Origin of the sequence: Streptomyces sp. NPDC005706 (assembly GCF_040631045.1) — a bacterium.
GTDB lineage: Bacteria > Actinomycetota > Actinomycetes > Streptomycetales > Streptomycetaceae > Streptomyces.
The window spans coordinates 71043-96325 of record NZ_JBEXYS010000016.1 but is presented as its reverse complement, the minus strand read 5'-3'; the positions used below and the strand labels follow the sequence as shown (position 1 = coordinate 96325).

Genomic DNA, 25283 nt, shown 5'->3' with positions numbered 1-25283 from the left:
TCGGTGCCATGCGAACCGACTCTTCTCCCGGCACCCTGCCGGCGCGGGAGCACCTCCCGGCCGGAAACGCCGGTACGCCTGTCCTGGACGTAGTGATCCCCGTCTACAACGAGGAGAAGGACCTCGAGCCGTGCGTGCGCAGACTGCACGAGCACCTCGCGCGCACCTTCCCGTACGCCTTCCGCATCACCGTCGCGGACAACGCCTCCACTGACGGCACCCCGCGGGTGGCGGCACGGCTGGCGGAGCAGCTTCCCGGGGTCACCGCGTTCCGGCTGGAGCAGAAGGGCCGCGGCCGGGCACTGCGGACGGTGTGGTCCGCGTCCGACGCGCCGGTCCTCGCCTACATGGACGTCGATCTGTCCACGGACCTCAACGCCCTGCTGCCACTGGTGGCGCCGCTGATCTCGGGCCACTCCGACCTCGCGATCGGCTCCCGGCTGGCCCATGCCTCACGGGTCGTGCGGGGTCCCAAGCGGGAGTTCATCAGCAGGGCCTACAACCTGATCCTGCGCGGCTCGCTGCAGGCTCGCTTCTCGGACGCGCAGTGCGGCTTCAAGGCCATCCGGCGTGAGGTGGCGCAGGTGCTGCTGCCGCTGGTGGAGGACACCGGCTGGTTCTTCGACACCGAGATGCTGGTGCTCGCCGAGCGGGCCGGGCTGCGGATCCACGAAGTGCCGGTCGACTGGGTCGACGACCCCGACTCGACCGTGCACATCGTGCGGACCGCGACCGACGACCTCAGGGGCGTGTGGCGCGTCGGCCGGGCGCTGGCCACCGGTTCGCTGCCGCTGGACCGGCTCGCCCGGCCCTTCGGGGACGACCCGCGCGACCGCGACATCCAGGACGTGCCCCGCGGTCTTGCCCGCCAGCTCGTCGGGTTCTGCGTGGTCGGCGGTCTTTCGACGCTGTTCTACCTGCTGCTGTACAGCGTCTTCCGGCAGTTCTCCGGCTCGCAGATCGCCAACGCACTCGCGCTGCTGGTCTCGGCGGTCGCCAACACGGCCGCCAACCGCCGGCTGACCTTCGGGGTGCGCGGCCGGGGCGGTGCGGTCCGGCACCAGGCGCAGGGCCTGGTCGTCTTCGCCATCGGACTCGCCCTGACCAGCGGCTCCCTGGCCGCCCTGAACGCGGCCGGCGGCAGCCCCGCGCACTCCACCGAACTGGCGGTGCTCATCGCCGCCAACCTCGCGGCGACCGTGCTGCGCTTCCTGCTCTTCCGGGCCTGGGTGTTCCCGGACCGTCCGGAGGACGGCCCGGTCTCCACCGTGGTCGCCGCGCACACCCCGTCCGCGCACCTCCTGCCCGCGACGGCCCACGCCACGGCGTCCTCGCCGACGTACGCCACGACGTCCGTGCCGGGCCACGCCACGCCCGCGCCGTACCGGCCGGACGGGCCGCTCCCGCGCCGCCCGCTGCCGCACCCGGCGTACGGCCCGCACCAGACCACCGCCCAGGTCCGCGCCGGTGAAGCCGCGGACGGCACCTGGAGGGACGGCACCATGCCGCTGCAGCCGGTGCGCCCTCACTACACCGACCCGGGGGACCCCCGATGACCACGCACTTCGACCAGCCCGCCCAGCAGGGCACCCCCGCCGTCTGGGGCCCGCCCCCCACGGCTCCCCCGCCGGCTCCGGAGGCGGCCGAGCCCCGTCGGCCCTTCGTGTCCCGGGTGTGGCGCGGCCGCCCCGAGGACCCGCGCTGGGCGCGGCCGGCCTTCCTCGGTCTGCTGGCCCTCGCCCTCGTCACCTACCTGTACGACCTGAGCGCCTCCGGCTACGCCAACTCCTTCTACTCGGCGGCCGTCCAGGCGGGCAGCAGATCCTGGAAGGCGTTCTTCTTCGGCTCGCTGGACGCGGGCAACGCCATCACCGTCGACAAGCCCTCGGCCTTCATGTGGCCGATGGAGCTGTCGGTGCGGATCTTCGGCCTGAACTCGTGGGCGGTACTCACGCCCCAGGTGCTCATGGGCGTCGGCACGGTGGCGGTCGTCCACGCCGCGGTACGGCGCCGGTTCAGCCCCGCCGCCGGTCTGATCGCGGGCGCGGTGCTCGCGCTCACCCCGGTCGCCGCGCTGATGTTCCGGTTCAACAACCCGGACGCGCTGCTGGCCCTGCTGATGTCGCTGGCCTGCTACTTCGTCGTCCGCGCGGTGGAGGACGGGCGGACCCGGTGGCTGGTGTGGGCGGGTGTCGCGATCGGCTTCGCGTTCCTCGCCAAGACCCTGCAGGCGTTCCTCGTCCTGCCGCCGCTGGCGATCGTCTACGCCGTCTGCGGTCCGGTCCGGCTGCGCAAGCGGCTGGTGCAACTGGCTCTGGCGACCGTCGCGCTCGTGGTGGCGGGCGGCTGGTGGGTCGCGATCGTCGAGCTGTGGCCGGCCTCCTCCCGCCCCTACATCGGCGGCTCGCAGAACAACAGCTTCCTCGAGCTGACCTTCGGCTACAACGGCCTCGGCCGGATCAGCGGCGACGAGACCGGCAGCGTCGGCGGCGGTGGCGGCGGCGCGGGCGGCTCCGGCCAGTGGGGCGAGACCGGCTGGGACCGGATTTTCGACTCCGAGATCGGCGGCCAGATCTCCTGGCTGATCCCGGCCGCGCTGATCCTGCTGGCCGCCGGCCTGTGGGCGACCCGCGGGGCCCGGCGGACGTCGGCCACGCGCGCCTCGTTCCTGGTGTGGGGCGGCTCGCTGCTCATGACCATGGTGGTCTTCAGCTACATGGCGGGCATCTTCCACCAGTACTACACGGTGGCCCTCGCCCCCTACGTCGCGGCCGTCACCGGCATGGGCGCCGGGCTGCTGTGGGAGCGGCGCCGGGAGACCTGGGCGTCGATCACGCTCGCCGCCGCCGTGGTGGCCGCGGCCGCCTGGGGCTACATCCTGCTCAACCGCACCTCCGACTACCTGCCCTGGCTGAGGTGGCTGGTGCTGGTCGGCGGCCTCGCGGCCGCGTTCGGACTCGTCTTCGCCGGCCGGATCTCCCGGCGACCGGCCCTCGGCGCGGCGGCGGTGGGCCTGGTGGCCGCGCTGGCCGGCCCGGCCGCGTACACCCTCAGCACGGTGAACTCGGCGCACACCGGCTCCATCCCGACGGCCGGTCCGGCGGGTGCGAGCACGATGGGCTTCGGCGGCGGACGCCCCGGCGGCGACGGCGGTGGCATGCCGGGCGGCTTCGGCGGGGCGTCGGGCCAGGGGCAGCAGAACCAGCAGGGGCAACAAGGCCGGCCGAACGGGAACGGGAACCGGCCGGGCCAGGGCCAGGGTTTCCCCGGTGGGGGCATGCCGGGCCAGAACGGCAACACCCAGGGCCAGGGGCCGCGGAACGGGAACGGCTTCCCGGGCGGCGGTGCCATGGGCGAGGGCGGCCGCGCGGGCGGCGGTGGCGCCGGCGGTCTGCTGGACGGCGCGCAGGTCGGCTCGGCGGCGAAGAAGCTGCTGGAGACGGACGCGGGCGAGTACACCTGGGTCGCCGCCTCCCTCGGCTCCCAGAACGCCGCGAGCTACCAGCTCGCCACCGGCGACCCGGTGATGGCGATCGGCGGCTTCAACGGCACCGACCCGTCCCCGAACCTGGCCCGGTTCAAGAAGTACGTCGCCGAAGGGAAGATCCACTACTTCATCGCCGGTGGCGGCATGGGCGGCAGCGGCAGCGGTTCCGCGTCGGAGATCAGCTCGTGGGTGCAGGGCAACTTCAAGAAGGTGACGGCCGGTTCGGCCACCTTCTACGACCTGACGAAGAGCGCCTGACGAAGAACGGCCGATGACGACCGCCGTACACCGCGGGGCCCAGGCCGCGCGGTGTACGGCACGTCCGTTTCCCCCGGTCGGGTCGGCTCCCGCACGGACCGCCTAAGAGCCTGCGGCCCTGGGTATGCGTGCCGCTGCGGGCGGTGTGCGGTCGGCCGCGCCCAGGCGGCGGAGCCCCGTACCGACACGGCCGCGCGCCCCACGTCCGGGGCGGTGACCGGAGTTCGAGAGAGGTGCGTCGGTGGCCAGGACCGGTGACGGGTCGGCGCGGGGCAGCGTCTGGCTGGCGGCGAGGACACGGCGCGGCGGACGGGGTGGCCGGCCCTCGGGCCTGGACCGGGAACGGATCACCGCGGCCGGCGTGCGGCTGCTGGACGCCGAGGGCCTGGCGAAGTTCTCCATGCGGCGGCTGGCCGCCGAGCTGAACGTCACCGCCATGTCCCTGTACTGGTACGTCGACACCAAGGACGACCTCCTCGAACTCGCCCTCGACGCCGTTTACGGCGAACTGCGGCTGCCGGACCCGGAGGACGACGGCGCCGACTGGCGGGAGCAACTGCGGGCGCTGGCGGGCGAGTACCGGGCGCTGCTGGTGCGCCACGCCTGGCTGTCGCCGCTGGCCGGGCGGTACCTCAACATCGGCCCCAACTCGCTGGCGTTCTCCCGCGTGGTCCAGCGGGTCGTGCGCCGCGCCGGGCTGCCCGCGCACGGAGTCACCGGCGCCATCTCGGCCGTATTCCAGTTCGTGTACGGCTACGGCACGGTCGAGGGCCACTTCCTCGCCCGGACGGCGGACACGGGACTGACCGCGGACGAGTACTACCGCCAGGCCATGTCCCTGGTCGCCGAGGACCCCGGGACCGCCGCGATGTTCCGGGAGTCCCGGGAACTGATGGCGGCCCGGGGCGGCGACACGGTCGGCGAGATGATGGACCGGGACTTCCGCTTCGCCCTCGACCTGCTGATCGCCGGCATCGAGGCGATGGTCGCCAGGGGCTGACGGCGACCGGCCGGCCGCCGTCCCGCAGCCACGCCGGGAGACCGGCCGTTCGCCGCCAAGGGGACGTGGGCCCCGGCTAGTCGCCCTCCGCCAGCCGCGCCGGGAACCCGCCGGTCGCCACCGGGCCCCAGCGTTCCGGTGTCACCCGGATGATCGACTTGCCCTGCTTGCGCATCGCCTCGCGGTACTCGTCCCAGTCCGGGTGCTCACCGGCGATGTTGCGGTAGTACTCGACCAGGGGCTCGACCGAGTCGGGCGCGTCGATGACCTCGGCCGTGCCGTCGATCTGGACCCAGGGCCCGTTCCACTCGTCGCTGAGGACGACCAGGCTGACCCGGGAATCCCGCTTGGCGTTACGGGTCTTGGCGCGCTCGGGGTAGGTGGAGGCCACGATCCGGCCCGCGTCGTCCACCCCGCAGGTGAGCGGGGAGCCCTGGGGGCTGCCGTCGGTCCGGCGGGTGAGCAGGATGGCGCGGTGCCTGGGGCGTACGAAGTCCAGCAGCTCGGCCTGCGATACCCGGGTGTTCGTCGCGATGTTCGGTGCCATGGACGCAGCCTAGGGCGAGCGGGGCCCGGTCAGCCTGACCCTGTCGGGCACAGGATCATCCGGGCGTCACTTCACCGCAACGGAGCAGCTAAAGTGCAGATGTCGTGTGCTCGCAGTCAGGAATGTGCTGCGGAGCTCTCCTGAGCATGGCCGTATGGCCGTGACACCCGAGAGGTTCGTGGTGGCTTCCCCTGACTTTTTCGACGTGACCCGCTTTCCGGCCGGCCTGGAGCTGGCGGAGGCGCTCACGCTGGCGGCTCGGCAGCTGCACGAGACCACCACCCCGCAGGCCACGCTGAGCACCGCCGTCCGGCTCGCCGTGGAGCTGCTGCCCGGCGCCGAGCACGCCGGGGTCCTGGAGATCGACCGCGGAGAGGGCCGCCGTACGGTCGCCTGGACCGACGACATCGTGCGGGACGCCGAGGCCCCGGAGCTCCCGCACTGGGAGCGGCTGTGGACCTCGCCGGTGGTGCGGCTGCCCGACGACGCCGAGACCGAACGGGGACCGCTGCCGGACCTGGGGCTGCGCTCGGTGCTGTCGCTGCGGCTGCGCGCCGACCGGCGCCGGCTCACCGTGCTCACCGCCTACTCCGGCAAGCCGCGCGCCTTCGACGACACCACCGCCCGCCTCGGCCGCCTCTTCACCGCGCACGTCAGCCTCGCCCTGAACGCGGTGACCGTCCATGAGCAGCTCACCGAGGCCATGCACACCAGGGACCTGATCGGGCAGGCCACCGGTGTCCTCATGGAGCGTCTCGACATCGACGCGGCGGCGGCCTTCGAGAGCCTGGTGCGCGCCTCGCAGCGGGAGAACGTCAAACTGCGGGACCTGGCCCGGCGCATCGTGGGCGCCACCGACAACTGAGCCACCGGAAACGACGACGGCCCGCGGCCACTGCGAGTGGCCGCGGGCCGTCGGCCGTTCGCGTCAGGCGGCGGGCAGTGACTCGCCCTGGACCGCCTGGATGTCCAGTTCGACCCTGAGGGTCGTGCCGATGGCGGCGATGCCCGCCTGGAGGACCTGGTTGTAGTTCATCGCGAAGTCCTCGCGGTGCAGTTCGGTGGTGGCCCGGAAGGCCGCTCGGGTGCCGCCCCACGGGTCGGCGCCGGTGCCGAGGTAGGCCAGGTCCAGGTCGACCGGCCGCACCACGCCGTGCATCGCCAGCTCGCCGTGCACGGTCCAGCGGTCCGGGCCGGCCACCGTCACGCCCGTGGAGCGGTAGGTGATCTCCGGGTGCCGCTCGACGTCGAGGAAGTCCGCGGACCGCAGGTGCGTGTCCCGCATGCCGTTGCCCGTGTCGACGGACGCGGCCCGGATCACCGCCTCGACGCGGGACTTGGTCACGTCGTCCGGGGCGATCTCGATGGTCCCGCCGAACTCCGTGAACCTGCCGTGCACACTGGAGATCCCCAGGTGCTGGGCGACGGCGGCGACGGAGGAGTGCGCCGGGTCGATGGTCCACGGGCCGGGCGGCGGCAGTTCGGTGCCGCCCTGCCGGGCCAGCGTGACGGTGCCGACCTCGGCCCGTCCGCTCGCGGTGACGATGGCGCTGGAGGCGGCGGGCGCGTAGCCGACGGCGGTCACGATCACTGTGTACGCCCCCGGCGCCAGCTCGGTGACGTCCCGTACGGCGCCCTCGGGGTCCGCCTCGGCCCGCAGCACCTGCGTACCGGTCATGTCGGTCATCGTGACGACGGCGTGCGACACGGCCCATCCGTCCCGGGTACGGATCCTCGCGGTCAGTCCCATCCCGTCTTCTCCCTGAAAAGCCAGATAAATCGGTGGTATGGAACCGGCCCGTGACGGGCGCGTCTCTGCTCAAGGCGCGCGCCGTCACGGGCCGGGGATCGAACTACTCGCCGGGGTGGGCGAGTTCGATGTCGTGGCCGTCGACTCCGGTGCCGTTCACCGTCAGGGCCGTCGCCACCGGCGGGTAGCCCGTCGCGATGACGGTGTAGTCGCCGCCGTCCAGGTCGGTGAAGGCGTACGCCCCGTCCGTCCCGGTGGTGGCCGTGCCGACCACGTTGCCCGCCTGGTCGACCAGGGTCACGCGGGCGTCGGCCAGCGCGCCGTGCGGAGCCCGCACGACACCCTGCAGCCGGGCGCCGGCGTCCAGGTCGACCTCGATCCGGGTGACCCCGGTGGTGGCGACCTCGACCGGCAGCGCGCGCGGCCGGAACCCGCTCGCGTTGACCGCGACGGTCACCGCGCCCGGCACCAGGTCGGTGAAGGCGAACTCGCCCTGCTCACCGGAGGCGGCGGTGGCCAGCAGGTCCCCGCGCACATCGGTGACGATCACCATCGCGTCCTTGACCGGCAGCGCGCTGCCGGCCGAGCGGACCACACCGGTCAGCCCGCTGGTGCCGCTGAGCAGGATGTCGTAGGACAGCGGCTCCTCGCCCACCACGATCGTGGAGGCCTGCGGCTGGAAGCCGTCGGCGGAGGCGATCAGGACGTAAGAGCCGGTGCCCGGCGCGTCCACCGCGTAGGAACCGTCGGCCTGGGCGACCGAGCGGCCGAGCTGGCGGCCGGACAGCGAGATCAGCGTGACCGCGGCCTGCGGGACCGGGGCGCTCTCGGCGCCGCGGACGAATCCGTGCACCGGGGTGCCGCCTCCCGTGCCCGGCTCCGCGACCGTGGCGACCGCGGTCACCTGCCGCGCGGCGGCCGCCGGGGCGGTGCCCTCGGACCCGGTCCCGGTGGTCGCGGCGACCGCGGCCGGGATCGTCTGCGCCTCGGCGACGACCGGGGCGGCGGCCGGGTCCAGGGCGGGCGCCTCGGCGTCCGCGGCCTGGGCCAGCGCGCCCTTTGTCTTCAGCGGGACCTCCTTGATGAACAGCGTGATCAGGAAGGCGACGGCGGCGAGGGCGGCCGCGATGTAGAAGACATCGGCGATGCCGTGGCCGTAGGCGCTCTCCAGCAGCGTCCGGATGGGCAGCGGCAGCTTGTCCATGTCCGGAATGGTGTCGGTGGAACCCGAGCCGGCCATGGCGGCCTGGTACTTGGGGCTCAGGGCCCCGATGCCGTCCGTGACGTAGTGGGTGATCCGGTGGGCCATCACCGCGCCGAGGGCGGAGACGCCGACCGCACCGCCGAGGGAGCGGAAGAAGGTGACCGTGGAGCTGGCCGAGCCGAGGTCCGAGGGCGCCACCTGGTTCTGCGTGGCGAGGACCAGGTTCTGCATCATCATGCCGATGCCGAGACCCAGCAGGGCCATGAAGATGGCCATCTTCCAGTAGTCGGTGTCGTACCGGATGCTGCCCAGCAGGGCCAGGCCGGCCGTCACCAGGAGGCCACCGCTGACCAGCCAGCCCTTCCAGCGGCCGGTACGGGTGATGAACTGACCCGAGACGGTGGAGGAGATGAACAGGCCGCCGATCATCGGGATGGTCAGCACGCCCGACATCGTCGGGGACTCGTCGCGGGCCAGCTGGAAGTACTGGCTGAAGAAGACGGTGCCGGTGAACATCGCGACACCGACGAACAGCGAGGCGAGCGACGCCAGCGTGATGGTGCGGTTGCGGAACAGGCGCAGCGGGATGATCGGCTCGCTCGCCTTCGCCTCGACGAGGACGAAGAGCGCGCCGAGCACGACCGAACCGCCGACCATCGCGTAGGTCTGCCAGGACACCCAGTCGTACTTGTCACCGGCGAAGGTGACCCAGAGGAGCAGCAGGGAGACGGCGGCGGAGATGAAGAACGCGCCGCCCCAGTCGACCTTGACCTCGCGCTTGACCACGGGGAGGTGCAGGGTCTTCTGCAGCACGATCAGCGCGATGACGGCGAACGGGACACCGACGTAGAAGCACCAGCGCCAGCCCAGCCAGGAGGTGTCGGTGATGACGCCGCCGAGCAGCGGGCCGCCGACGGTGGCGACGGCGAAGGTCGCACCGAGGTAGCCGGAGTAACGGCCCCGCTCGCGCGGGGAGATCATCGCCGCCATGACGATCTGGGCCAGGGCCGACAGACCGCCGACGCCGATGCCCTGCACCACGCGGCAGACGATCAGCATGCCGGGGTTCTGCGACAGGCCGGCCGCCATCGACGCGACGACGTAGATGACCAGGGCTATCTGGACGAGCGCCTTCTTGCTGTACAGGTCGGCGAGCTTGCCCCACAGGGGAGTGGCCGCGGTCATCGACAGCAGGGCGGCCGTGACCACCCAGGTGTAGGCGGACTGACCGCCGCCGAGGTCGCCGATGATCTCCGGCAGGGCGTTGGAGACGATCGTGGACGACAGGATCGCCACGAACATGCCGAGCATGAGCCCGGACAGGGCCTCCATGATCTGCCGGTGGGTCATCGGGGCGTGACCTGTGCCTCCCCCGTGCTTGGCGTGAGCCCGCACACCGGCTGGTGTGGTCGTTGCCATGGGCTTCCTTTACTTACGTGCTTGCGGGTGTACGGGTGGTCTCTTCGACTACGGGCGCGGGGATCCGGACCGGGGTCGAGCGGCAGTCGCCGAAGGACGCGCGCAGGCGCGCCATCAGCCTGATGAGCTGGCCGACCTCGTCGTCGGTCCAGTCGTCGAGCCGCTCCGCCAGCAGACGCGTGGTCCGCCGGGACAGCTCGTCCAGCTGCTCCAGACCGTCGGGCGTCAGGCGCAGGATGCGCGAGCGCTTGTCCGCGGGGTCCGGGTGCCGTTCGATCCAGCCACGCGCGGCGACGTGCGCGACATGCCGGCTGGTGACCGACATGTCCACGGAGAGCAGCTCGGCGAGCTTGCTCATGCGCATGTCGCCGTGGCGGCCGAGCAGGGTCAGCACGGCGGCCGAGCCGGCCGGGCACTCGGACGGCAGGATCCGCCCCAGCTCCCGTTTCACGGCTCCGAAGGCGCTGAACTGACGCACCAGCTCCTCGTACTGCGTCTGCTCGGCCATCACACCTCCCGTATTCGTTGCTTAGGGCAACCATAGAGCGGTTGGTTGCTGCAGGCAAATAACCAGGGGCCTAGCGGCGCAAAAACTTGGCAAAGGCAAGTATTGCGAACGTAAATACGCTGGTCGGAGTGGCCGCCCGCACCCCGTCTGTCCCGGTGGACCCCCACTTGGGTCGCACCACCGGATTCGCTAGTGTCTCGGGCCATGGCTAACACCCAGGGCCCCCAGGGCAATTACGACCCCGCAGGCAGCACCCAGATGTTCCGCGCGTTCGTCGACGAGGGCCCCCAGGGGCGGCAGCAGCAGCAGCCCGCCTCCTCCGGACCCCGGGTCGGCCTGATCATCGGCGTCGTGCTGGCCGTGGTCGTCGTCGCCGCCGTCGCCTGGCTCGCGCTCAAGTAGGACACCCGCCCGGCTCCGGACACACGAAGGCCGCCGAGGCTGCCGCGACGGCGGCTCGGCGGCCCTGTGCCCGTCAGTCCGAGATGAGGCCCTCCCGCAGCTGGGCCAGGGTCCGGGTCAGCAGCCGGGAGACGTGCATCTGGGAGATGCCGACCTCCTCGCCGATCTGCGACTGGGTCATGTTGGCGAAGAAGCGCAGCATGATGATCCGGCGCTCCCGGGGCGGGAGCTTGGCCAGCAGCGGCTTCAGGGACTCCCGGTACTCCACGCCCTCCAGCGCGGTGTCCTCGTAGCCGAGGCGGTCGGCCAGAGAGCCCTCGCCGCCGTCGTCCTCGGGGGCCGGGGAGTCGAGCGAGGAGGCGGTGTAGGCGTTGCCGACCGCGAGGCCGTCGACCACGTCCTCCTCGGAGACCCCGAGCACGGCGGCCAGTTCCGTGACCGTCGGGGAGCGGTCCAGCTTCTGGGACAGCTCGTCGCTGGCCTTGGTGAGGGCCAGGCGCAGTTCCTGGAGCCGGCGCGGGACGCGCACCGACCACGAGGTGTCGCGGAAGAAGCGCTTGATCTCACCCACGACCGTCGGCATCGCGAACGTCGGGAACTCCACGCCCCGTTCGCAGTCGAAGCGGTCGATCGCCTTGATCAGGCCGATGGTGCCGACCTGGACGATGTCCTCCATCGGCTCGTTGCGGGAGCGGAAGCGGGCCGCCGCGTAGCGCACGAGGGGGAGGTTGAGCTCGATCAGGGTGTCCCGGACGTACGCGCGCTCGGGGCTGCTCTCGTCGAGTGCGGCCAGCCGCAGGAACAGGGACCGGGACAGGGTCCGGGTGTCGATGTCCGCCGCGACCGGCGGGGCCGGGGCAGGGGCGGTGGCCGGGTCGGCCTGGGCCGGCACGGCATCGAGGGCCGTGACGCCCTCGATGCCGTCGAGGACGTCGAGAGCGTGGAGCTCCTTGGGCGCTGCCTCGCTCGTGGGCGTGAGGACCTTCGAGCTGCCCTGGTCTGCGGACATGCCACCCCCTTTGGGTCGCGGGACGGTCGCGGCGGTGCTGCCTTTCGAGCAACGCAGCCTTCACCTGAATACCGGCGCCGGAGCTCCGGCAAACGCGCTTCCCGCAGAATGTCACATGTCGGCAACACGCTGTAGTGACATGTCGACATGTCAGACGTGAATAGGCCCTGGAAAGACGGGGTCTGACGGGCTTTCGACGCACAACTGTCGGGAACCGACCCGGTGGGCGATTCGCTCTCCCCGGTGAGTGATCGATCCCGCTTTCGATACGCCGTGGGCTGGCGTTTTCCGGCGTGTGCTCCCGTGCGCCGGTTATGCCTCGATGCGATTCGCGGATCGCAGCCGCTGGAAGCTACGCGCGAGTAGCCGGGACACGTGCATCTGGGACACACCGAGTTCCGCGCTGATCTGCGACTGGGTCAGATTGCTGTAGTAGCGCAGCAGCAGGATTCTCTGTTCCCGTTCCGGGAGTTGGACCAGGAGATGGCGGACCAGGTCGCGGTGTTCCACGCCGTCCAGGGCCGGGTCCTCGAAGCCGATGCGGTCCAGCAGGCCGGGCAGTCCGTCGCCCTCCTGCGCGGCCTCGAGGGAGGTGGCGTGGTACGAGCGTCCCGCCTCGATGCAGGAGAGCACCTCGTCCTCGCCGATCCTGAGCCGCTCGGCGATCTCGGCGGTCGTCGGGGAGCGCCCGAAGGCCGTGGTGAGGTCCTCGGTCGCGCTGTTGACCTGCACCCACAGCTCGTGCAGCCGGCGCGGTACGTGGACCGTGCGGACGTTGTCCCGGAAGTAGCGCTTGATCTCACCGACCACGGTCGGCATCGCGAAGGTCGGGAACTGCACCCCCCGCTCGGGGTCGAAGCGGTCGATGGCGTTGATCAGGCCGATGGTGCCGACCTGGACCACGTCCTCCATCGGCTCGTTGCGGGAGCGGAAGCGGGCGGCCGCGTAGCGCACGAGCGGGAGGTTGGCCTCGATCAGCGCGCCGCGCACCCGGTCGTGCTCGGGCGTGCCGGGAGTCAGGTCCTTCAGCTCGGCGAAGAGCACCTGGGTCAGGGCGCGGGTGTCGGCGCCGCGGCGCTTCTCGGGGGTCGGAGGGGAGGGACTGGGTACCTCGTCCTGGGGCGGCGCAGTACTGGCCGACACGGTCAACGCCACCTCTTCATCGGTCAGTCATCCGTCAAAAGCGGTCATAGCATCACAAGACATGTGCACTGTGTGCAAGCACCGCATAACGTCGTGTTGTGGCCGGACGGCGCCCAGTTCGGGGCCCGGGACGCGGAGAAGCCCCCCATCTCTTCCATGGGGGGCTTCGGGCGCGCGCGGGTCAGAACTCGTAGTCGGCGATCACCCACGTGGCGAACTCCCGCCACAGCGCGACGCCGGCCTGATGGGCCGGGTGCTCGAGGTAGCGCCGCAGCGCGTCCCGGTCCTCGACCGCCGAGTTGATCGCGAAGTCGTAGGCGATGGGCCGGTCGCTGATGTTCCAGGCGCACTCCCAGAACCGCAGTTCCTCGATCTGGCCGCCGAGCGCCCGGAAGGCCTCCACGCCCGCCACGACCCGCGGATCGTCGCGCTCGACGCCCTCGTTGAGCCTGAAGAGGACCAGGTGGCGGATCATGGGGTGTACCTCAGCTCTGTGCTCCGTCGGCGATCCAGGTCATGAAGTCGCCTATGGCCTTGGCCGCGTCCGATATGCCCTCGAAGCCTATCTGGACGTAGTCGGCCGCCTTGGCCGGGTCAGTGATGATCACGTACAGCGCGAAGACCGCGAGCACGTACACGGCGATCTTCTTGGCGTTCACCGCCACCGCGGCCTCCCCTGTACCTGCTGCGACTCTTCGGTGCCCTGTTGTCGGCCGTGAGTTTATCCGCCCGCTCGTGTGTTCCGGCCGGGGAATTGTGTGCGAGTCGTGGTGGACCCAAACGCGGTCCGGTGCGCGGGGAGTTGGGAAAACAACGAGAGGCCCGGTCCATCGGACCGGGCCTCTCGTGCAGAGCGGTAGCGGAGGGATTTGAACCCTCGGTGACTTGCGCCACACTCGCTTTCGAGGCGAGCTCCTTCGGCCGCTCGGACACGCTACCGAGGGAGACCTTACAGCAAGGTGGGGCAAGGTTTGAAATCGGAATTCAGCGGTCCCGGAAGAACTCCGTGAGCAGCCGGGCGCAGTCCTCGGCCAGGACGCCCTCGACGACTTCGGGGCGGTGGTTGAGCCGCCGGTCGCGCACGACGTCCCACAGCGAGCCGGCCGCTCCCGCCTTCTCGTCGCGGGCGCCGTAGACCACCCGGTCCACCCGGGACTGGACCAGCGCGCCCGCGCACATCGTGCAGGGCTCCAGGGTGACGACCAGCGTGCAGCCGGCCAGCCGCCACTGCCCGAGTTTCGCGGCGGCCCGCCGGAGGGCGAGGACCTCCGCGTGCGCCGTCGGGTCGCCGGTGGCCTCGCGCTCGTTGTGCCCGGCGGCCAGCACCGTCGTGCCGTCCGGGGACAGCAGGACGGCGCCGACGGGGACGTCGTCGCCCTCCACCGCCAGCCGGGCCTCGTCCAGGGCGAGCCGCATCGCGGCCCGCCAGGGGTCGCGCACCGGGTCGGGTGCGCCCGTGGTGTGCTCGGTGCTCAGCGGACGGTCTCCAGCACCTCCGAGGCGCCCAGGGCCTCGGCGATCGTGCCCAGCGCGTCGTCGGCCTCCAGGGTGCGCAGCTCCTTCTGGCTGATGCCCAGGTCGTCGAGGATCTCGCCGTCGCCCACCGGGCTGTGCGGCACCGCGTCGGCGGCGGCGCCGTCCGCTTCGTCCTCGTCGTCCTCGTCGGACTCGCCGTCCTCCGTGCCGTCGAGGTCGAGGGAATCCAGGTCGGGCCCGTCGTCGGCGCCCGGCTCGCGGCCCAGCAGCTCATCGGTGAGCAGCAGCTCGCCGTAGGCGCTGCGGGCGGCGGCGGCCGCGTCGGAGACGTAGATGCGAGGGTCGTCCTCGCCGTCCACGCGGACGACACCGAACCAGGCGTCCTCCTGCTCGATCAGGACGAGCACGGTGTCCTCCTCGGGAGAGGCCTCCCGGGCCAGGTCGGCGAGATCCGACAGGGTTTCCACATCGTCGAGCTCTGTGTCGCTCGCTTCCCACCCGTCTTCGGTGCGCGCGAGCAGTGCGGCGAAGTACACCGTGACTCTCCCACTGGTCATAGGCGTGCCGGTTGGGGGTCCCCCCGGCGGAGGTCTCTGGGCGGGTAGAGCTCGGCTCGGGCCCCGCCCACTCGGAATCGTGGCAGAAACAAGACGCTCAGGGGACGTCTTCGGCTCCCTGTGTCCGGCAGTTTTGATCGTGGATCCGTGACCGGACCACGTGTGCGTCCGTTGCCGCCACCTGCGGATCGTACGCGGCGTCAGCGGCGCTCACGCACGTCCACCCGGGCAACACCGGTGCGTTCACCGGTCTTTCCCACCGGCTTGTCTTCCCACGGGTCTCTTCCCACCCGACCGTACGACGGAATCCCCCTACCAGCGGAAGGTTCGCATCCGCATGGCGTGGCGCAACCGGGCGGCCTTGGCCCGCCGGGGCTGGACGCGGTCGCGCAGTGCCCGGGCCTCGGCGAGGTCGCGCAGGAACTGGGCGCGTCGGCGCCGGCGCTCGGCGTCCGTCTCGGGTCGCCGGCGGCCTGTCGCGCTCCCGGCGTCCACGGCGGCGTCGGTCTCATGATCAGGCAGGTCAGGCACTGTCACACCACCCCGGGTCCGTCCCTCCCACTTTCCCTCGGACGGCCGGTTTGATGCCAGCGCGGCGGGCGGCCGGGCGCGGTTACTGTTATGGGCATGCGTCTCCACGTCGTCGACCACCCCCTGGTCGCTCACAAGCTCACCACGCTGCGCGACCAGCGCACCGACTCCGCGACCTTCCGCCGGCTCGCCGACGAACTGGTCACCCTGCTCGCCTACGAGGCCACGCGGGACGTGCGCACCGAGGCCGTCGACGTCCAGACGCCGGTCGCCCGGACCACCGGCGTCAAGCTCGCCCGGCCGCGCCCGCTGGTGGTGCCGATCCTGCGGGCCGGTCTCGGCATGCTGGACGGCATGGTCCGGCTGCTGCCGACCGCCGAGGTGGGCTTCCTGGGCATGATCCGCAACGAGGAGACGCTGCAGGCCTCGACGTACGCCTCACGCATGCCGGAGGACCTCTCGGGCCGCCAGGTGTACGTCCTGGACCCGATGCTGGCGACCGGCGGCACGCTGGTAGCGGCCATCCAGGAGCTGATCAAGCGCGGCGCCGACGACGTCACCGCGGTGGTCCTGCTCGCCGCGCCGGAGGGCGTCGAGATCATGGAGCGGGAGCTCGCGGGCACCCCGGTCACGGTCGTCACGGCGGCCGTCGACGACCACCTCAACGAGCACGGCTACATCATCCCCGGCCTCGGGGACGCGGGCGACCGGCTGTACGGCGCGGCCGAGTAGGCCCTTTCCGGCGGACCTGGCCGGCTCCGGCCGGCGGTTCCCCGCCGGCGCGTGCCGGGCCCCGCGTGTCCGGCGTGATCCGCCGGACAGGCCCTGGGTCCGGCCCGCTCAGCAGCCCTTCTTCGACGCGGTGGTCGTCCGCTGCGGTTCACTCAGCCGGGCCAGGGCCTGGTCGGCGGCCGCCCGCTGGGCCAGGCCGCCGAACTTGTCGCCGATGATCAGGTCGAGGCCGGTCCCCTTGCGGCCGGCCTCGGTACGGCGCTCGGCGCCGGCCAGCTGGGTGGCGAGCACCGGCAGCGAGGTGTCCAGGGCGGAGGCGGGGCCGAGGAGCACTCCGGCGCCCTTGACCTTCTTGTCGTACTCCTTGGGCGCGTTGCCCACGTCACCGATCTTGAAGCCGCGCTTCTTCAGCTCGTCCGCGGTGGCCTTCGCGAGGCCGCTGCGGGTCGTGGCGTTGAAGACGTTCACGGTGATCGTGCGGGGTTCGGGCAGGGCCCTGACGGGCGCCGCGGAAGCCTTCGCGACGGGGCACTCGGCCCTGGTGCCGGTCGCCGCGGACTTCTCGCCGCTCCCGGTGAAGACGTCGATGAGCTGCAGGGTGCCCCAGCCGATCAGGCCGAGCGCGGCGACGGACGCCACCCCGGCGGCCACAAGCCTGCCGCGTCGCCGGGGAGGGCGCATCCGAGGGTATTTGTCCCCCGTGATCCGGTACTGGCCGCCCATGCCGGGAGGAGTCAGCATGCTCATGAGCGCAGCGTAGTCCGCCCGAGCGGCGATGCCTATTAGATGATCAGCAGACGCCGCTCAGTGGACCCGAAAGGGGCAACGGCCGTGTCGTGCGGGTCAGTCGAGTTCCAGCACGCGCGCGTGCAGCACCTGGCGCTGCTGGAGGGCGGCGCGCACCGCTCGGTGGAGGCCGTCCTCCAGGTACAGGTCGCCCTGCCACTTCACGACGTGCGCGAAGAGGTCGCCGTAGAACGTCGAGTCCTCGGCCAGCAGGGTCTCCAGATCGAGCTGCTGCTTGGTGGTCACGAGCTGATCGAGGCGGACCGGGCGCGGCGCGACGTCCGCCCACTGCCGGGTGCTTTCCCGGCCGTGGTCGGGGTACGGCCGGCCGTTTCCGATGCGCTTGAAGATCACACGGAAAGCCTACCGGTCCAGACGTTCCGGGCGCAGCCATGGCGCCGCAGTGCGACGCTGGAAATGCCGGAGCGAAGACGCTCATACCGGGCGCTATCGGAGACAGGGGCCGTGGATGAGTGACAGCGAGCCGCTCCCCGCCGAGGCCGAACGGATCCGCGCCGGATACGCATTCACCGGTCCCGCCCTGGATCTGGGGGCCCTGCTCTGGGACGGCCGGTGCCTCCCGCGCGCGCCGGTGCGCATCCCGCTGCCCATGCTCAACCGGCACGGGCTGGTCGCGGGCGCCACGGGCACCGGCAAGACCAAGACGCTCCAGCTGATCGCCGAGCAACTCTCCGCGCAGGGCGTGCCGGTGTTCCTCGCGGACATCAAGGGCGACCTCTCCGGCGTCTCCCGGCCGGGCGTGTCGAACGACCGGGTCCAGGGGCGCGCGGCCGAGGTGGGCCAGAGCCGGACGCCGGCCGGCTTCCCCGCGGAGTTCCTCGCGCTCGGCGGGCTCGGTCACGGCATCCCGGTGCGGGCCACGATCACGAGTTTCGGGCCGGTGCTGCTGTCCAAGGCGCTCCGGCTCAACCAGACCCAGGAGCAGTCCCTCGGCCTGATCTTCCACTACGCCGACACCAAGGGCCTGGAGCTGGTCGACCTCAAGGACCTCAGGGCCGTGGTCGCCTTCCTGACCTCGGACGAGGGCAAGGCCGAGCTGAGGAACATCGGCGGGCTGTCCACCGCCACGGCCGGGGTGATCCTGCGCTCGCTGACCGCCTTCGAGGCGCAGGGCATGGCGGACTTCTTCGGTGAGCCGGAGTTCGACACGGCCGAGCTGCTGCGGACGGCGCCGGACGGGCGGGGCGTCGTCTCCGTCCTGGAACTCCCCGCCGTCCAGGACAGACCGCAGCTCTTCTCCACCTTCCTGATGTGGCTGCTGGCCGACCTCTTCCACGACCTGCCCGAGGTGGGCGACGTCGACCGGCCCAAGCTGGTCTTCTTCTTCGACGAGGCGCATCTGCTGTTCAGCGACGCCTCCAGGGCGTTCCTCGAGTCGATCACGCGGACCGTGCGCCTGATTCGCTCGAAAGGGGTGGGCGTCTTCTTCGTCACCCAGACCCCGAAGGACGTGCCGTCCGACGTCCTCGGCCAGCTCGGCAACCGCGTCCAGCACGCGCTGCGGGCCTTCACCCCGGACGACCAGAAGGCCCTGAAGGCGACCGTGAAGACCTTCCCGGACTCCGCCTACGACCTGGAGGAGCTCCTCATCGTCCTCGGCACCGGCGAGGCCGTGGTGACCGTGCTCAGCGAGACCGGTGCCCCCACCCCGGTCGCCGCTGCCCGGCTGCGCGCCCCGGAGTCCCTGATGGGCCCGGTGGACGGTCCGGAGCTGGACCGGGCGGTGCGGGAGTCCGCGCTCCACGGACGTTATGCACAGGCTGTGGACCGCGAGTCGGCGTACGAGCGGCTGAGCGAACGGCCGGCCGCCGAGACACCGGGGCCGGGCCGGGCCCAGGAGGAGGCACGGGCCCCGAAGGCCGAGCGCACCCCGGAGGCGAAGGCGCCGAAGGAGGAGCCGTCGCTGGTCGAACAGGTGGTGGGCAGCGGCATGTTCAAGTCACTGGCCCGCTCGGTCGGCACCCAGATCGGCCGCGAGATCACCCGCTCCCTGTTCGGTACGGCACGGCGGAGGCGGTGACCGCCTCCGCCGGCTGATCAGCGGCCGTCCTCCTGCGGCCCCTGCGGTCGTGGGTTCGTGTCCTTCGGCCGGGCCGGCGCGCTGCGCCTGGCCTCCGCGCGCAGCAGGGCGCGCAGGACCGCGTACGGGTCAGTGGGCATGGTCGTTCCTCGTCCGGAGCTGACTGGGCCGGGGGGAGCGGCCCGGTCAGCAGCGCAGGACCACCGTGCGCAGCAGGGGTACGGCGCCCGGCGGCCGTGGCACGGCATGGCCCGGGGGCGCCGCCGCGGGGGCGGGCGCCGGCCCGGGCAGCGGCGCGGGGCGTTCGGGGGCCCCGGCCGGGTGGGAGACGCGGGCGGGCGGCCGCGGCAGGGTGTCCAGGTGGTCGTGCTCGGAGGTGCCCGCCGACGCGGCCGGGGCGGGCGCCGGCTGGGCCTGCACATGGGCGCCGGGCACCCACACCGCCAGGAGCAGCACGAGCACCCGCAGCCAGGTACGGCTGCGGGGGATGCGCGCGGTCCTGCTCACACCGGGTCTGTGCCCGCCCGGCCACCCCGCCGCATCCCGCCCCGCCCGGGATACGCCCGTTCGGCGTACCGCCGGCCTCACACCGTGCGCGGGACCTGCCGGGCCATGCCCCGGACGCGGATCGCGGTGACGATCTCCACGATGCCGACGATCACCAGCCACCAGCCGGCGACCAGGGTCAGCACGGCGACCGAGGTGAAGGGCGAGTCGATCAGCACGATGCCGGCGACGAACGTGACGATCCCGAGGAAGATCTGCCAGCCCCGGGCGCGCATACGGGAGTCGGAGGCGGCGGCCAGGGTCTGGGTGATGCCCCGGATCACCCAGGCGATGCCGATCCACAGGGCGAGCAGCAGGGACGACTGCATCGGCCCGCGGAAGCAGAACAGGCCCAGCAGGATCGACAGGGCGCCGCTGATGAAGGCGAGCACGCGCAGCGAGGTCCGCTGGTGGGTGCCGAAGGCGGCGGCGAGCTGGAAGACGCCGCTGATGACGAGGTAGAGCCCGAACAGCACCCCGGCGACGAGCAGGGAGGGCCCCGGCCAGATCAGCACCAGGATGCCCAGGATCAGCGAGGCGATCCCGGTGCCGAGGACGACCTGCCAGGCGGCCCGGGAGAGGGCGTGCAGGGGGCCTTCGAGGGGTGGTTCGGGCTCGTGGTGTCCCTGCGGGGCATGGCCCCCGTGGACGCTGCGGTCGTCGTACTCACGGTCCCAGGAGGGGCCGCCGCTGGGTGCCTCGGTCATGGTTCATGCTCGGATCGTCCCGGGCGGCCCCGCCACCCGGGCGGGACCATCCGGCTGAGCTCCAGCTCTACTTCCCCGCGGTCTTCGCCGCCTTGGCGGCCTTGGCCGCCGCCTTCGCCTCCTGCTTGTGCGCCCGTACCTTCGCCAGCGACTCGGGCCCGGTGATGTCGGCGACGGACCGGAAGGACCTCTCCTCCCCGTACGCCCCCGCCGCCTCCCGCCAGCCGGTGGGCCGCACGCCCAGCTGCTTGCCGAGCAGCGCCAGGAAGATCTGCGCCTTCTGCCTGCCGAACCCGGGCAGGTCCTCCAGCCGCTTCAGCAGCGCGGCCCCGTCGCCGGCGTCCCGCCAGACGGCCTCGGCGTCACCGTCGTAGTGCTCGGCCAGGTACTGGCACAGCTGCTGGATCCGCTTGGCCATCGAGCCGGGGTAGCGGTGCACGGCGGGCTTCTCGGAGAGCAGCGCGGCGAACGCCTCCGGGTCCATGGCCGCGATCTCGTGGGCGTCCAGGTCCCGGGCGCCCATCCGGCGCGCGATGGTCGCCGGGCCCTTGAACGCCCACTCCATCGGGATCTGCTGGTCCAGCAGCATCCCGGTCAGCGCGGCGAGCGGGCTGCGCCCGAGCAGGGCGTCGGCCTCGGGGTCCTGGGCGAGGTGCACGGTCGCGTCCATGGGTCGATGGTGCCCCGGCGCCGAGTCCGGCGCAGCCGGGCGGCGCCGGGCGCGGTCACATCTCGACGTGGACGCTGGTGGTCGCCGCGCCGAAGTAGCCCTTCACCTCGTACGTGCTGATGCCGGCGCTCCTGCCGCAGACGTTGAACGATCCGCTCGGCACGGGCCCGGAGACCGAGCCGCGGGCGACCCAGACGCAGCCGTCGCTGTTCTCGGTGGGCGCGCCGACGACCGTCTCGGCCTTGCCGTCCTTGTCCAGGTCGGCCAGGTGGACGGCGGCGCCGAACGCGTCACCGGTCTCGACCGCGCCCGGCACACCGGCCGTGTCCTGGGTGTAGCCGACGGCCTTGGCCGTGGTCAGTCCGGAGGCGGAGCCGCGGAGCAGGACGGCGGTCCCGGCCCGCGACCGCGTGCCGACCGCCTCACCGGGGGAGCCGACGAGGACGTCCGCGTAGTGGTCGCCGTTGACGTCGCCGACGGCGAGGGACTGCCCGAACTCGTCGCCGTCCTCAGCCGTGCCGGGAACGCCCGCGGTGTTCTGATGGAACACCTGGGGGTGCTGTCCCGCGGTGATGCCCTGCGGGCCGCCGTAGAGGACCTGGATCTCACCGCCCCGGTGGGCCGCTCCGGTCTCGTTCGCGAGGGACTCGTCCTCCGAGATGCCGGTGACCAGGTCGCCGTAGCCGTCGCCGTTCAGGTCGCCGACCCGGCCGGCGTGGCCGTCGGCGTACGGCAGTTTCGCCGGGGCGGAGCTGCCGGTGTCCACCCAGACCGGGCCGCGCAGGTCGCCGTCCGTGGGCCCGGGCAGCCAGAACCGCTCGGCGCGCCCGTCGCCGTTCACATCGCCCATGACCACGCCTCTGGTCTCCCCCGTGACCGTCTGCCGGGAGACGGCGGCCGCCGCGCCGGTGCGGGCGAACGGGCCGGTGTACGAGGCGCCCTCGCAGCCGGAACCGACGCTCAGCTCGGGTGCGCCGTCCCCGTCCATGTCACCGGTGGCCAGGGACATCCCGAAGCGGCAGTACGTCATGCCCTGCCCGTATCCGGCCGGCGGGGCGATGCTCGTGGCGCCCTTCAGCCCGTTCGGCCCGCCCCACACGACGGTCACGGAACCCCGCGCCGCCTTGGCGCCGACGTCCTCGTGCGGGGTGCCGACGATCAGGTCGGCGTAACCGTCCCGGTCCAGGTCGCCGGCGGCGACCGTCTCACCGAACCGGTCGTGGTCCTCCGGGTCGCCCGGAACACCGGCCGTCGCCTGGGTGATCACCGTACGGCGGGCGGCGCTCACCGTGCCGGACGAGCCGTACAGCACGACCACGGCCCCGGCCGCCTCGACGCTCCCGTTGGCGGCGTAGGGCGCTGCGACGACCAGGTCGCGGTACCCGTCGCCGTTGAAGTCGTCCTGGACGGCGGCGGTGTTGGCCCCCTTGTAGGGCGCGGCGGCGGAGGCCACCGGGGTGAACGGGACGGCGGCGACCGCGGCCAGCACGGCGGCCGCGGTGACGGCTCTGCGCAACGGGACTCCTCGACTCGGTGAACGCTGCCCACTGGACCCGTGGACCCCGCGAAAGGTTGCCCTCCCAGGGCCGCCGGGCCTCGCGTACGATGCCCGCATCAACTTAGGCAAGGCTTACCTAAAATGAAGAGGTGCTCCGAGGTGACCAGCGAGATCCACCGCGATGCCTGGGGCATCCCCCATCTGCGGGCCGCCGACGCCCGCGCCCTGGCCCGCGCCCAGGGCCGGGCGACCGCCCTGGACCGCGCCTGGCAGCTCGAGGTCGAGCGGCACCGGGCCCGGGGCACCTCGGCCTCCTTCCTGGGCGCGGCCGCCCTCCCCTGGGACGTGTTCGTCCGCCGCGCCCGCCTCGACGACACCGCCCGGCGCTGCTTCGGCGCGCTGGAGAGCCGGGACCCCGAGACGGCGGACTGGGTCCGGGCGTACGTCGACGGCGTCAACGAGGGCTTGGCGGACGGCGTCCGCCGGGCACCCGAGTTCGCGCGGTCCGGCCTCGCCCCGGGCCACTGGGAGCCCTGGACCCCGCTCGGGGTCTGGCTCGCCACGCACATCCTGTTCGCCGGTTTCCCGGCCAAGCTGTGGCGCGAGGAGGCGATACGGCACCTCGGCCCCGAAGCGGCCGGCCTGTTCGCCACCGACGGCCCCGGCACCGCCGGCAGCAACGGCTGGCTCCTGTCCGGCGACCGCACCGACACCGGGCGGCCCATCGTCGCCGGTGACCCGCACCGCTTCATCGAGGACCCGGGCGTCTACCAGCAGATCCGCCTGTCCTGCCCGGAGTTCGACGTCGTCGGCCTCGCCGTCCCCGGCGTCCCCGGCATCGCCCACTTCGGCCACACCGGCACCGTCGCCTGGGCCATCACCAACGCCATGGCCGACTACCAGGACGTCTACCGGGAGCGGCTGCGGCGCACCGGCGCGGGCGTGGAGGCCCTCGGCTCCGACGGGATCTGGCGCCGGGCACTGCGGCACACGGAGACCGTGGAGGTCGCCGGGGAGGCCCCGGTCGGGATCGAGGTGCTGGAGACCGAGCGGGGACCGGTGATCGCCGGCGGCCCGGAGGGTCTGGAGGCGGGCGTCACGGCCGCCCCGCCGAACAGCCGGAACGCCGCCGACGGCACCGGCCCGGCCGGGCCGCCCACCGCCCTCGCCCTGCGCTACCCGCCCCGCGTCACGGAGGACCTCGGCTTCGGCTGCCTGCTCCCCCTGCTGCGTGCCCGCCGGGTCGGCGACGTCGACCGGGCGCTCGACGGCTGGGCCGAGCCGGTCAACGTCGTGCAGGCCGCCGACACCGAGGGCGGTCTGCTGCACCGGGTCGCCGGCCGCGTCCCCGTGCGCGCGGCGGAGAACCGGGTCCGGGTGGTCCCCGCCTGGCGCCCGGGCCACGAGTGGCGCGGGTGGCACGAGACGCCGTACGCCTCCCTGACCGACGGCATCGCCGTGATGGCCAACCAGCGCGGCCCGGCCGCCCCGCTCGGCGTCGAGTTCGCGCCGCCGCACCGCGCCGACCGCATCCGCTCCCTGCTCCAGGAGCGCCCCACCTGGTCCGCCGCCGACCTGCACACCGTCCACACCGACACCCACCTCGCCTCGGCCGGCCCGCTCCTCGACCGCGTCGCCGCACTCGACGGCCTCACCCCCGAGGCGGCCCGCCTCCGCGACCGGCTGCTGGCCTGGGACCGCCGCATGGACGCCGGCAGCACCGGCGCCGCGGCCTACGCCGCGGTCCGCACGGCGGTCGTCCGCGGGCTCGCCGCCCACCCGGCGTTCGCCGCCCTCACCGAACCGCCCGCCTACCCCGAGGTCCTGCTCCCCTGGCTGGCCCTCGTCCCGCGCGTCGGCCACGCCCTCGAACACCTGCTGACGGCCGAGGAGCTGTACGGCGTCGACCGGGACGACGTCGTACGGGACGCCCTGACGGCGACCGCCGCCGCGCAGCCGGCCGGCACCTGGTCGGACACCCACCGGCTCGCCCCCTGGAAGGCGCTGCCGGGGGAGGAGCCGTACCCGGAACCGGGCCTGGCCGGCGACCACGACTGCGTGCTGTGCACCTCGGCCGTACCCGGCCTCACCGACCTCGCCGCCCGCGGCCCGGCCGCCCGCTACGTCTGGGACCTCGCCCGCCGCGAGGACAGCCGCTGGGTGGTCCCCTTCGGCGCCGACGGCGTCCCCGGCGCACCGCACCACCGCGACCAGCTCCCCCTGTGGCTCGAGGGGGAACTCGCCCCGGTCGTCACCGACTGGGCCCTGCTCACCCCCGAAGACAACCAGGAGAACGATGTCTGACCTGTTCGAACGGCACATCGACGGCTACGGCACCGTCCGCGTCCGCCCCCTCGACCCGGCGGGCGACGCGCGGCTGCTGCACGCCTGGGTGAGCGAGGAGCGCGCCGCGTTCTGGGGCATGACCGGTCTGACCCGCGCCCAAGTGGCCGGGGTCTACGCCCACATGGCGGCCCTCGACACCCACCACGCCCACCTCGTCACCAAGGACGGTGAACCGGCCGCCCTGCTGCAGACCTACGAACCCGGCGCCGACCGGGTCGGTGAGACCTACGAAGTCCGCCCCGGCGACATCGGTGTCCACGTCCTCCTCGCCCCCGCCGGACCCGCCGGCCGGCGCCCCGGCTGGACCTCGGCCCTGCTGACCGGGGTCACGGCGTACGCCCTGCTGGGGCTCGGCCGCCGCCGGATCGTGGTCGACCCGGACGTCCGCAACACCAGGGCGGTCGAACGCTTCCGGCGCGAGGGCTTCGAGCAGGGACCCGCCGTCGTCCTGCCCGAGGTGGACGTCCCCGACGTGTACCTGCCCGAGAAGCACGCCCGACTGGCCTTCCTGGAGCGGGAGACGGCCTTCCCGGACCATCCGGCCTGACCCGCCGCCCGGCCGAGTACCGTGCGTCCGGACACACCGGGCGGCCGGTGCGGTGAGCACGGTGGCCGATCGCCGCGTACGTATGCGCAGGGCTGACGTACCCGGGGCGCATGCGGCCG

27 protein-coding genes and 1 tRNA gene are annotated in these 25283 nt (G+C 72.7%); 9 read left to right on the top strand and 19 right to left on the bottom strand.

What is annotated here, in order from left to right:
• Positions 1-8 precede the first annotated feature (8 nt).
• The 3 genes from ABZ478_RS24520 to ABZ478_RS24510 all read left to right on the top strand — a co-directional run bounded on the left by ABZ478_RS24520 (position 9) and on the right by ABZ478_RS24510 (position 4745).
• Positions 9-1556: a bifunctional glycosyltransferase family 2/GtrA family protein gene (locus ABZ478_RS24520; protein WP_359552721.1), complete on the top strand. Its 1548-nt coding sequence runs from the start codon at positions 9-11 to the stop codon at positions 1554-1556.
• A complete protein-coding gene (locus ABZ478_RS24515) occupies positions 1553-3745 on the top strand; it encodes a glycosyltransferase family 39 protein (RefSeq protein WP_359552719.1) in 2193 nt (730 codons plus the stop codon). Before ABZ478_RS24520 ends, ABZ478_RS24515 begins: the two co-directional genes overlap by 4 nt.
• A 241-nt stretch (positions 3746-3986) precedes the next feature.
• Positions 3987-4745, top strand: a complete 759-nt coding sequence (locus ABZ478_RS24510) for a TetR/AcrR family transcriptional regulator (RefSeq protein WP_359552717.1) — start codon at positions 3987-3989, stop codon at positions 4743-4745.
• A gap of 76 nt (positions 4746-4821) precedes the next feature.
• Here the strand turns inward: ABZ478_RS24510 and ABZ478_RS24505 are convergent, their stop codons facing one another.
• Positions 4822-5292, bottom strand: a complete 471-nt coding sequence (locus tag ABZ478_RS24505) for a PPOX class F420-dependent oxidoreductase (RefSeq protein WP_359552715.1) — start codon at positions 5290-5292, stop codon at positions 4822-4824.
• Between the two features lie 154 nt (positions 5293-5446).
• On the opposite strand from ABZ478_RS24505, the gene ABZ478_RS24500 reads away from it, so the two are divergent.
• The gene (locus ABZ478_RS24500; RefSeq protein ID WP_359552713.1) at positions 5447-6157 is read left to right on the top strand and encodes an ANTAR domain-containing protein; all 711 of its coding nucleotides are present in this window, start codon (positions 5447-5449) and stop codon (positions 6155-6157) included.
• Positions 6158-6220: 63 nt separating this feature from the next.
• Here ABZ478_RS24500 and ABZ478_RS24495 read toward each other — a convergent pair whose 3' ends face one another.
• The 3 genes from ABZ478_RS24495 to ABZ478_RS24485 all read right to left on the bottom strand — a co-directional run bounded on the left by ABZ478_RS24495 (position 6221) and on the right by ABZ478_RS24485 (position 10173).
• Complete coding sequence (locus ABZ478_RS24495) at positions 6221-7042, bottom strand: YceI family protein (RefSeq protein ID WP_359552711.1); 822 nt, start codon at positions 7040-7042, stop codon at positions 6221-6223.
• 103 nt (positions 7043-7145) lie between these two features.
• Positions 7146-9665, bottom strand: coding sequence for an MFS transporter (locus tag ABZ478_RS24490; RefSeq protein WP_359552709.1), 2520 nt, complete (start codon positions 9663-9665; stop codon positions 7146-7148).
• A 13-nt stretch (positions 9666-9678) separates the two neighbouring features.
• Positions 9679-10173 carry a MarR family transcriptional regulator gene (locus tag ABZ478_RS24485; RefSeq protein ID WP_359552707.1) on the bottom strand — a complete coding sequence of 165 codons (495 nt, stop codon included), beginning with the start codon at positions 10171-10173 and terminating at the stop codon, positions 9679-9681.
• Between the two features lie 204 nt (positions 10174-10377).
• Here ABZ478_RS24485 and ABZ478_RS24480 point away from each other — a divergent pair, with 204 nt between their 5' ends.
• A complete protein-coding gene (locus ABZ478_RS24480) occupies positions 10378-10575 on the top strand; it encodes a hypothetical protein (RefSeq protein WP_359552705.1) in 198 nt (65 codons plus the stop codon).
• A 73-nt stretch (positions 10576-10648) separates the two neighbouring features.
• Here the strand turns inward: ABZ478_RS24480 and ABZ478_RS24475 are convergent, their stop codons facing one another.
• The 8 genes from ABZ478_RS24475 to ABZ478_RS24440 all read right to left on the bottom strand — a co-directional run bounded on the left by ABZ478_RS24475 (position 10649) and on the right by ABZ478_RS24440 (position 15255).
• Complete coding sequence (locus ABZ478_RS24475; RefSeq protein WP_358939337.1) at positions 10649-11584, bottom strand: RNA polymerase sigma factor SigF; 936 nt, start codon at positions 11582-11584, stop codon at positions 10649-10651.
• A gap of 312 nt (positions 11585-11896) precedes the next feature.
• Entirely contained in the window at positions 11897-12733 is an 837-nt protein-coding gene (locus tag ABZ478_RS24470; protein WP_358939378.1) for an RNA polymerase sigma factor SigF, read from the bottom strand.
• A gap of 175 nt (positions 12734-12908) precedes the next feature.
• Complete coding sequence (locus ABZ478_RS24465; protein WP_359552704.1) at positions 12909-13202, bottom strand: Dabb family protein; 294 nt, start codon at positions 13200-13202, stop codon at positions 12909-12911.
• A gap of 10 nt (positions 13203-13212) precedes the next feature.
• Positions 13213-13392 (bottom strand): hypothetical protein, encoded by a 180-nt coding sequence (locus ABZ478_RS24460; RefSeq protein ID WP_358939341.1) that lies wholly within the window; start codon positions 13390-13392, stop codon positions 13213-13215.
• Positions 13393-13581: 189 nt separating this feature from the next.
• Positions 13582-13666, bottom strand: a tRNA-Ser gene (locus ABZ478_RS24455).
• Positions 13667-13711: 45 nt separating this feature from the next.
• A complete protein-coding gene (gene tadA, locus ABZ478_RS24450) occupies positions 13712-14143 on the bottom strand; it encodes a tRNA adenosine(34) deaminase TadA (protein WP_359552848.1) in 432 nt (143 codons plus the stop codon).
• A 56-nt stretch (positions 14144-14199) separates the two neighbouring features.
• Positions 14200-14739 carry a hypothetical protein gene (locus ABZ478_RS24445; RefSeq protein WP_359552846.1) on the bottom strand — a complete coding sequence of 180 codons (540 nt, stop codon included), beginning with the start codon at positions 14737-14739 and terminating at the stop codon, positions 14200-14202.
• A 333-nt stretch (positions 14740-15072) separates the two neighbouring features.
• Positions 15073-15255 (bottom strand): hypothetical protein, encoded by a 183-nt coding sequence (locus ABZ478_RS24440; RefSeq protein ID WP_359552844.1) that lies wholly within the window; start codon positions 15253-15255, stop codon positions 15073-15075.
• Positions 15256-15387: 132 nt separating this feature from the next.
• On the opposite strand from ABZ478_RS24440, the gene upp reads away from it, so the two are divergent.
• A complete protein-coding gene (upp, locus tag ABZ478_RS24435) occupies positions 15388-16023 on the top strand; it encodes a uracil phosphoribosyltransferase (protein WP_359552702.1) in 636 nt (211 codons plus the stop codon).
• Between the two features lie 108 nt (positions 16024-16131).
• On the opposite strand, the gene ABZ478_RS24430 is transcribed toward upp, so the two are convergent.
• Complete coding sequence (locus tag ABZ478_RS24430) at positions 16132-16770, bottom strand: LytR C-terminal domain-containing protein (protein ID WP_359552700.1); 639 nt, start codon at positions 16768-16770, stop codon at positions 16132-16134.
• Positions 16771-16866: 96 nt separating this feature from the next.
• Positions 16867-17163: a type II toxin-antitoxin system VapB family antitoxin gene (locus tag ABZ478_RS24425; RefSeq protein ID WP_004943146.1), complete on the bottom strand. Its 297-nt coding sequence runs from the start codon at positions 17161-17163 to the stop codon at positions 16867-16869.
• A gap of 115 nt (positions 17164-17278) precedes the next feature.
• Between ABZ478_RS24425 and ABZ478_RS24420 the strand changes: the two genes are divergently transcribed.
• Complete coding sequence (locus ABZ478_RS24420; protein WP_359552698.1) at positions 17279-18850, top strand: helicase HerA-like domain-containing protein; 1572 nt, start codon at positions 17279-17281, stop codon at positions 18848-18850.
• Positions 18851-18867: 17 nt separating this feature from the next.
• On the opposite strand, the gene ABZ478_RS24415 is transcribed toward ABZ478_RS24420, so the two are convergent.
• The 5 genes from ABZ478_RS24415 to ABZ478_RS24395 form a co-directional block, all read right to left on the bottom strand.
• Positions 18868-18990 carry a hypothetical protein gene (locus tag ABZ478_RS24415; protein ID WP_359552696.1) on the bottom strand — a complete coding sequence of 41 codons (123 nt, stop codon included), beginning with the start codon at positions 18988-18990 and terminating at the stop codon, positions 18868-18870.
• A gap of 46 nt (positions 18991-19036) precedes the next feature.
• Complete coding sequence (locus tag ABZ478_RS24410; RefSeq protein WP_359552694.1) at positions 19037-19357, bottom strand: hypothetical protein; 321 nt, start codon at positions 19355-19357, stop codon at positions 19037-19039.
• Positions 19358-19434: 77 nt separating this feature from the next.
• Positions 19435-20103, bottom strand: coding sequence for an HdeD family acid-resistance protein (locus tag ABZ478_RS24405; protein ID WP_359552692.1), 669 nt, complete (start codon positions 20101-20103; stop codon positions 19435-19437).
• Between the two features lie 67 nt (positions 20104-20170).
• The gene (locus ABZ478_RS24400) at positions 20171-20773 is read right to left on the bottom strand and encodes an HhH-GPD-type base excision DNA repair protein (RefSeq protein WP_359552690.1); all 603 of its coding nucleotides are present in this window, start codon (positions 20771-20773) and stop codon (positions 20171-20173) included.
• 55 nt (positions 20774-20828) lie between these two features.
• Entirely contained in the window at positions 20829-22289 is a 1461-nt protein-coding gene (locus ABZ478_RS24395; RefSeq protein ID WP_359552688.1) for an FG-GAP and VCBS repeat-containing protein, read from the bottom strand.
• Between the two features lie 141 nt (positions 22290-22430).
• Between ABZ478_RS24395 and ABZ478_RS24390 the strand changes: the two genes are divergently transcribed.
• The gene (locus ABZ478_RS24390; RefSeq protein WP_359552686.1) at positions 22431-24575 is read left to right on the top strand and encodes a penicillin acylase family protein; all 2145 of its coding nucleotides are present in this window, start codon (positions 22431-22433) and stop codon (positions 24573-24575) included.
• Positions 24568-25164 carry a GNAT family N-acetyltransferase gene (locus ABZ478_RS24385; RefSeq protein ID WP_359552684.1) on the top strand — a complete coding sequence of 199 codons (597 nt, stop codon included), beginning with the start codon at positions 24568-24570 and terminating at the stop codon, positions 25162-25164. Before ABZ478_RS24390 ends, ABZ478_RS24385 begins: the two co-directional genes overlap by 8 nt.
• The last annotated feature ends 119 nt before the right edge of the window (positions 25165-25283 follow it).

Bases quoted from the DNA above. Each gene is read 5' to 3' on its own strand.
- ABZ478_RS24495 (WP_359552711.1), bottom strand. From the start codon at position 7,042: ATGGGACTGACCGCGAGGATCCGTACCCGGGACGGATGGGCCGTGTCG.
- ABZ478_RS24400 (WP_359552690.1), bottom strand. From the start codon at position 20,773: ATGGACGCGACCGTGCACCTCGCCCAGGACCCCGAGGCCGACGCCCTG.
- ABZ478_RS24480 (WP_359552705.1), top strand. From the start codon at position 10,378: ATGGCTAACACCCAGGGCCCCCAGGGCAATTACGACCCCGCAGGCAGC.
- ABZ478_RS24405 (WP_359552692.1), bottom strand. From the start codon at position 20,103: ATGACCGAGGCACCCAGCGGCGGCCCCTCCTGGGACCGTGAGTACGAC.
- ABZ478_RS24385 (WP_359552684.1), top strand. From the start codon at position 24,568: ATGTCTGACCTGTTCGAACGGCACATCGACGGCTACGGCACCGTCCGC.
- ABZ478_RS24520 (WP_359552721.1), top strand. From the start codon at position 9: ATGCGAACCGACTCTTCTCCCGGCACCCTGCCGGCGCGGGAGCACCTC.
- upp (WP_359552702.1), top strand. From the start codon at position 15,388: ATGCGTCTCCACGTCGTCGACCACCCCCTGGTCGCTCACAAGCTCACC.
- ABZ478_RS24500 (WP_359552713.1), top strand. From the start codon at position 5,447: ATGGCCGTGACACCCGAGAGGTTCGTGGTGGCTTCCCCTGACTTTTTC.
- ABZ478_RS24485 (WP_359552707.1), bottom strand. From the start codon at position 10,173: ATGGCCGAGCAGACGCAGTACGAGGAGCTGGTGCGTCAGTTCAGCGCC.
- ABZ478_RS24515 (WP_359552719.1), top strand. From the start codon at position 1,553: ATGACCACGCACTTCGACCAGCCCGCCCAGCAGGGCACCCCCGCCGTC.
- ABZ478_RS24475 (WP_358939337.1), bottom strand. From the start codon at position 11,584: ATGTCCGCAGACCAGGGCAGCTCGAAGGTCCTCACGCCCACGAGCGAG.
- ABZ478_RS24430 (WP_359552700.1), bottom strand. From the start codon at position 16,770: ATGAGCATGCTGACTCCTCCCGGCATGGGCGGCCAGTACCGGATCACG.
- ABZ478_RS24415 (WP_359552696.1), bottom strand. From the start codon at position 18,990: ATGCCCACTGACCCGTACGCGGTCCTGCGCGCCCTGCTGCGCGCGGAG.
- tadA (WP_359552848.1), bottom strand. From the start codon at position 14,143: ATGCGGCTCGCCCTGGACGAGGCCCGGCTGGCGGTGGAGGGCGACGAC.
- ABZ478_RS24465 (WP_359552704.1), bottom strand. From the start codon at position 13,202: ATGATCCGCCACCTGGTCCTCTTCAGGCTCAACGAGGGCGTCGAGCGC.
- ABZ478_RS24505 (WP_359552715.1), bottom strand. From the start codon at position 5,292: ATGGCACCGAACATCGCGACGAACACCCGGGTATCGCAGGCCGAGCTG.
- ABZ478_RS24490 (WP_359552709.1), bottom strand. From the start codon at position 9,665: ATGGCAACGACCACACCAGCCGGTGTGCGGGCTCACGCCAAGCACGGG.
- ABZ478_RS24420 (WP_359552698.1), top strand. From the start codon at position 17,279: ATGAGTGACAGCGAGCCGCTCCCCGCCGAGGCCGAACGGATCCGCGCC.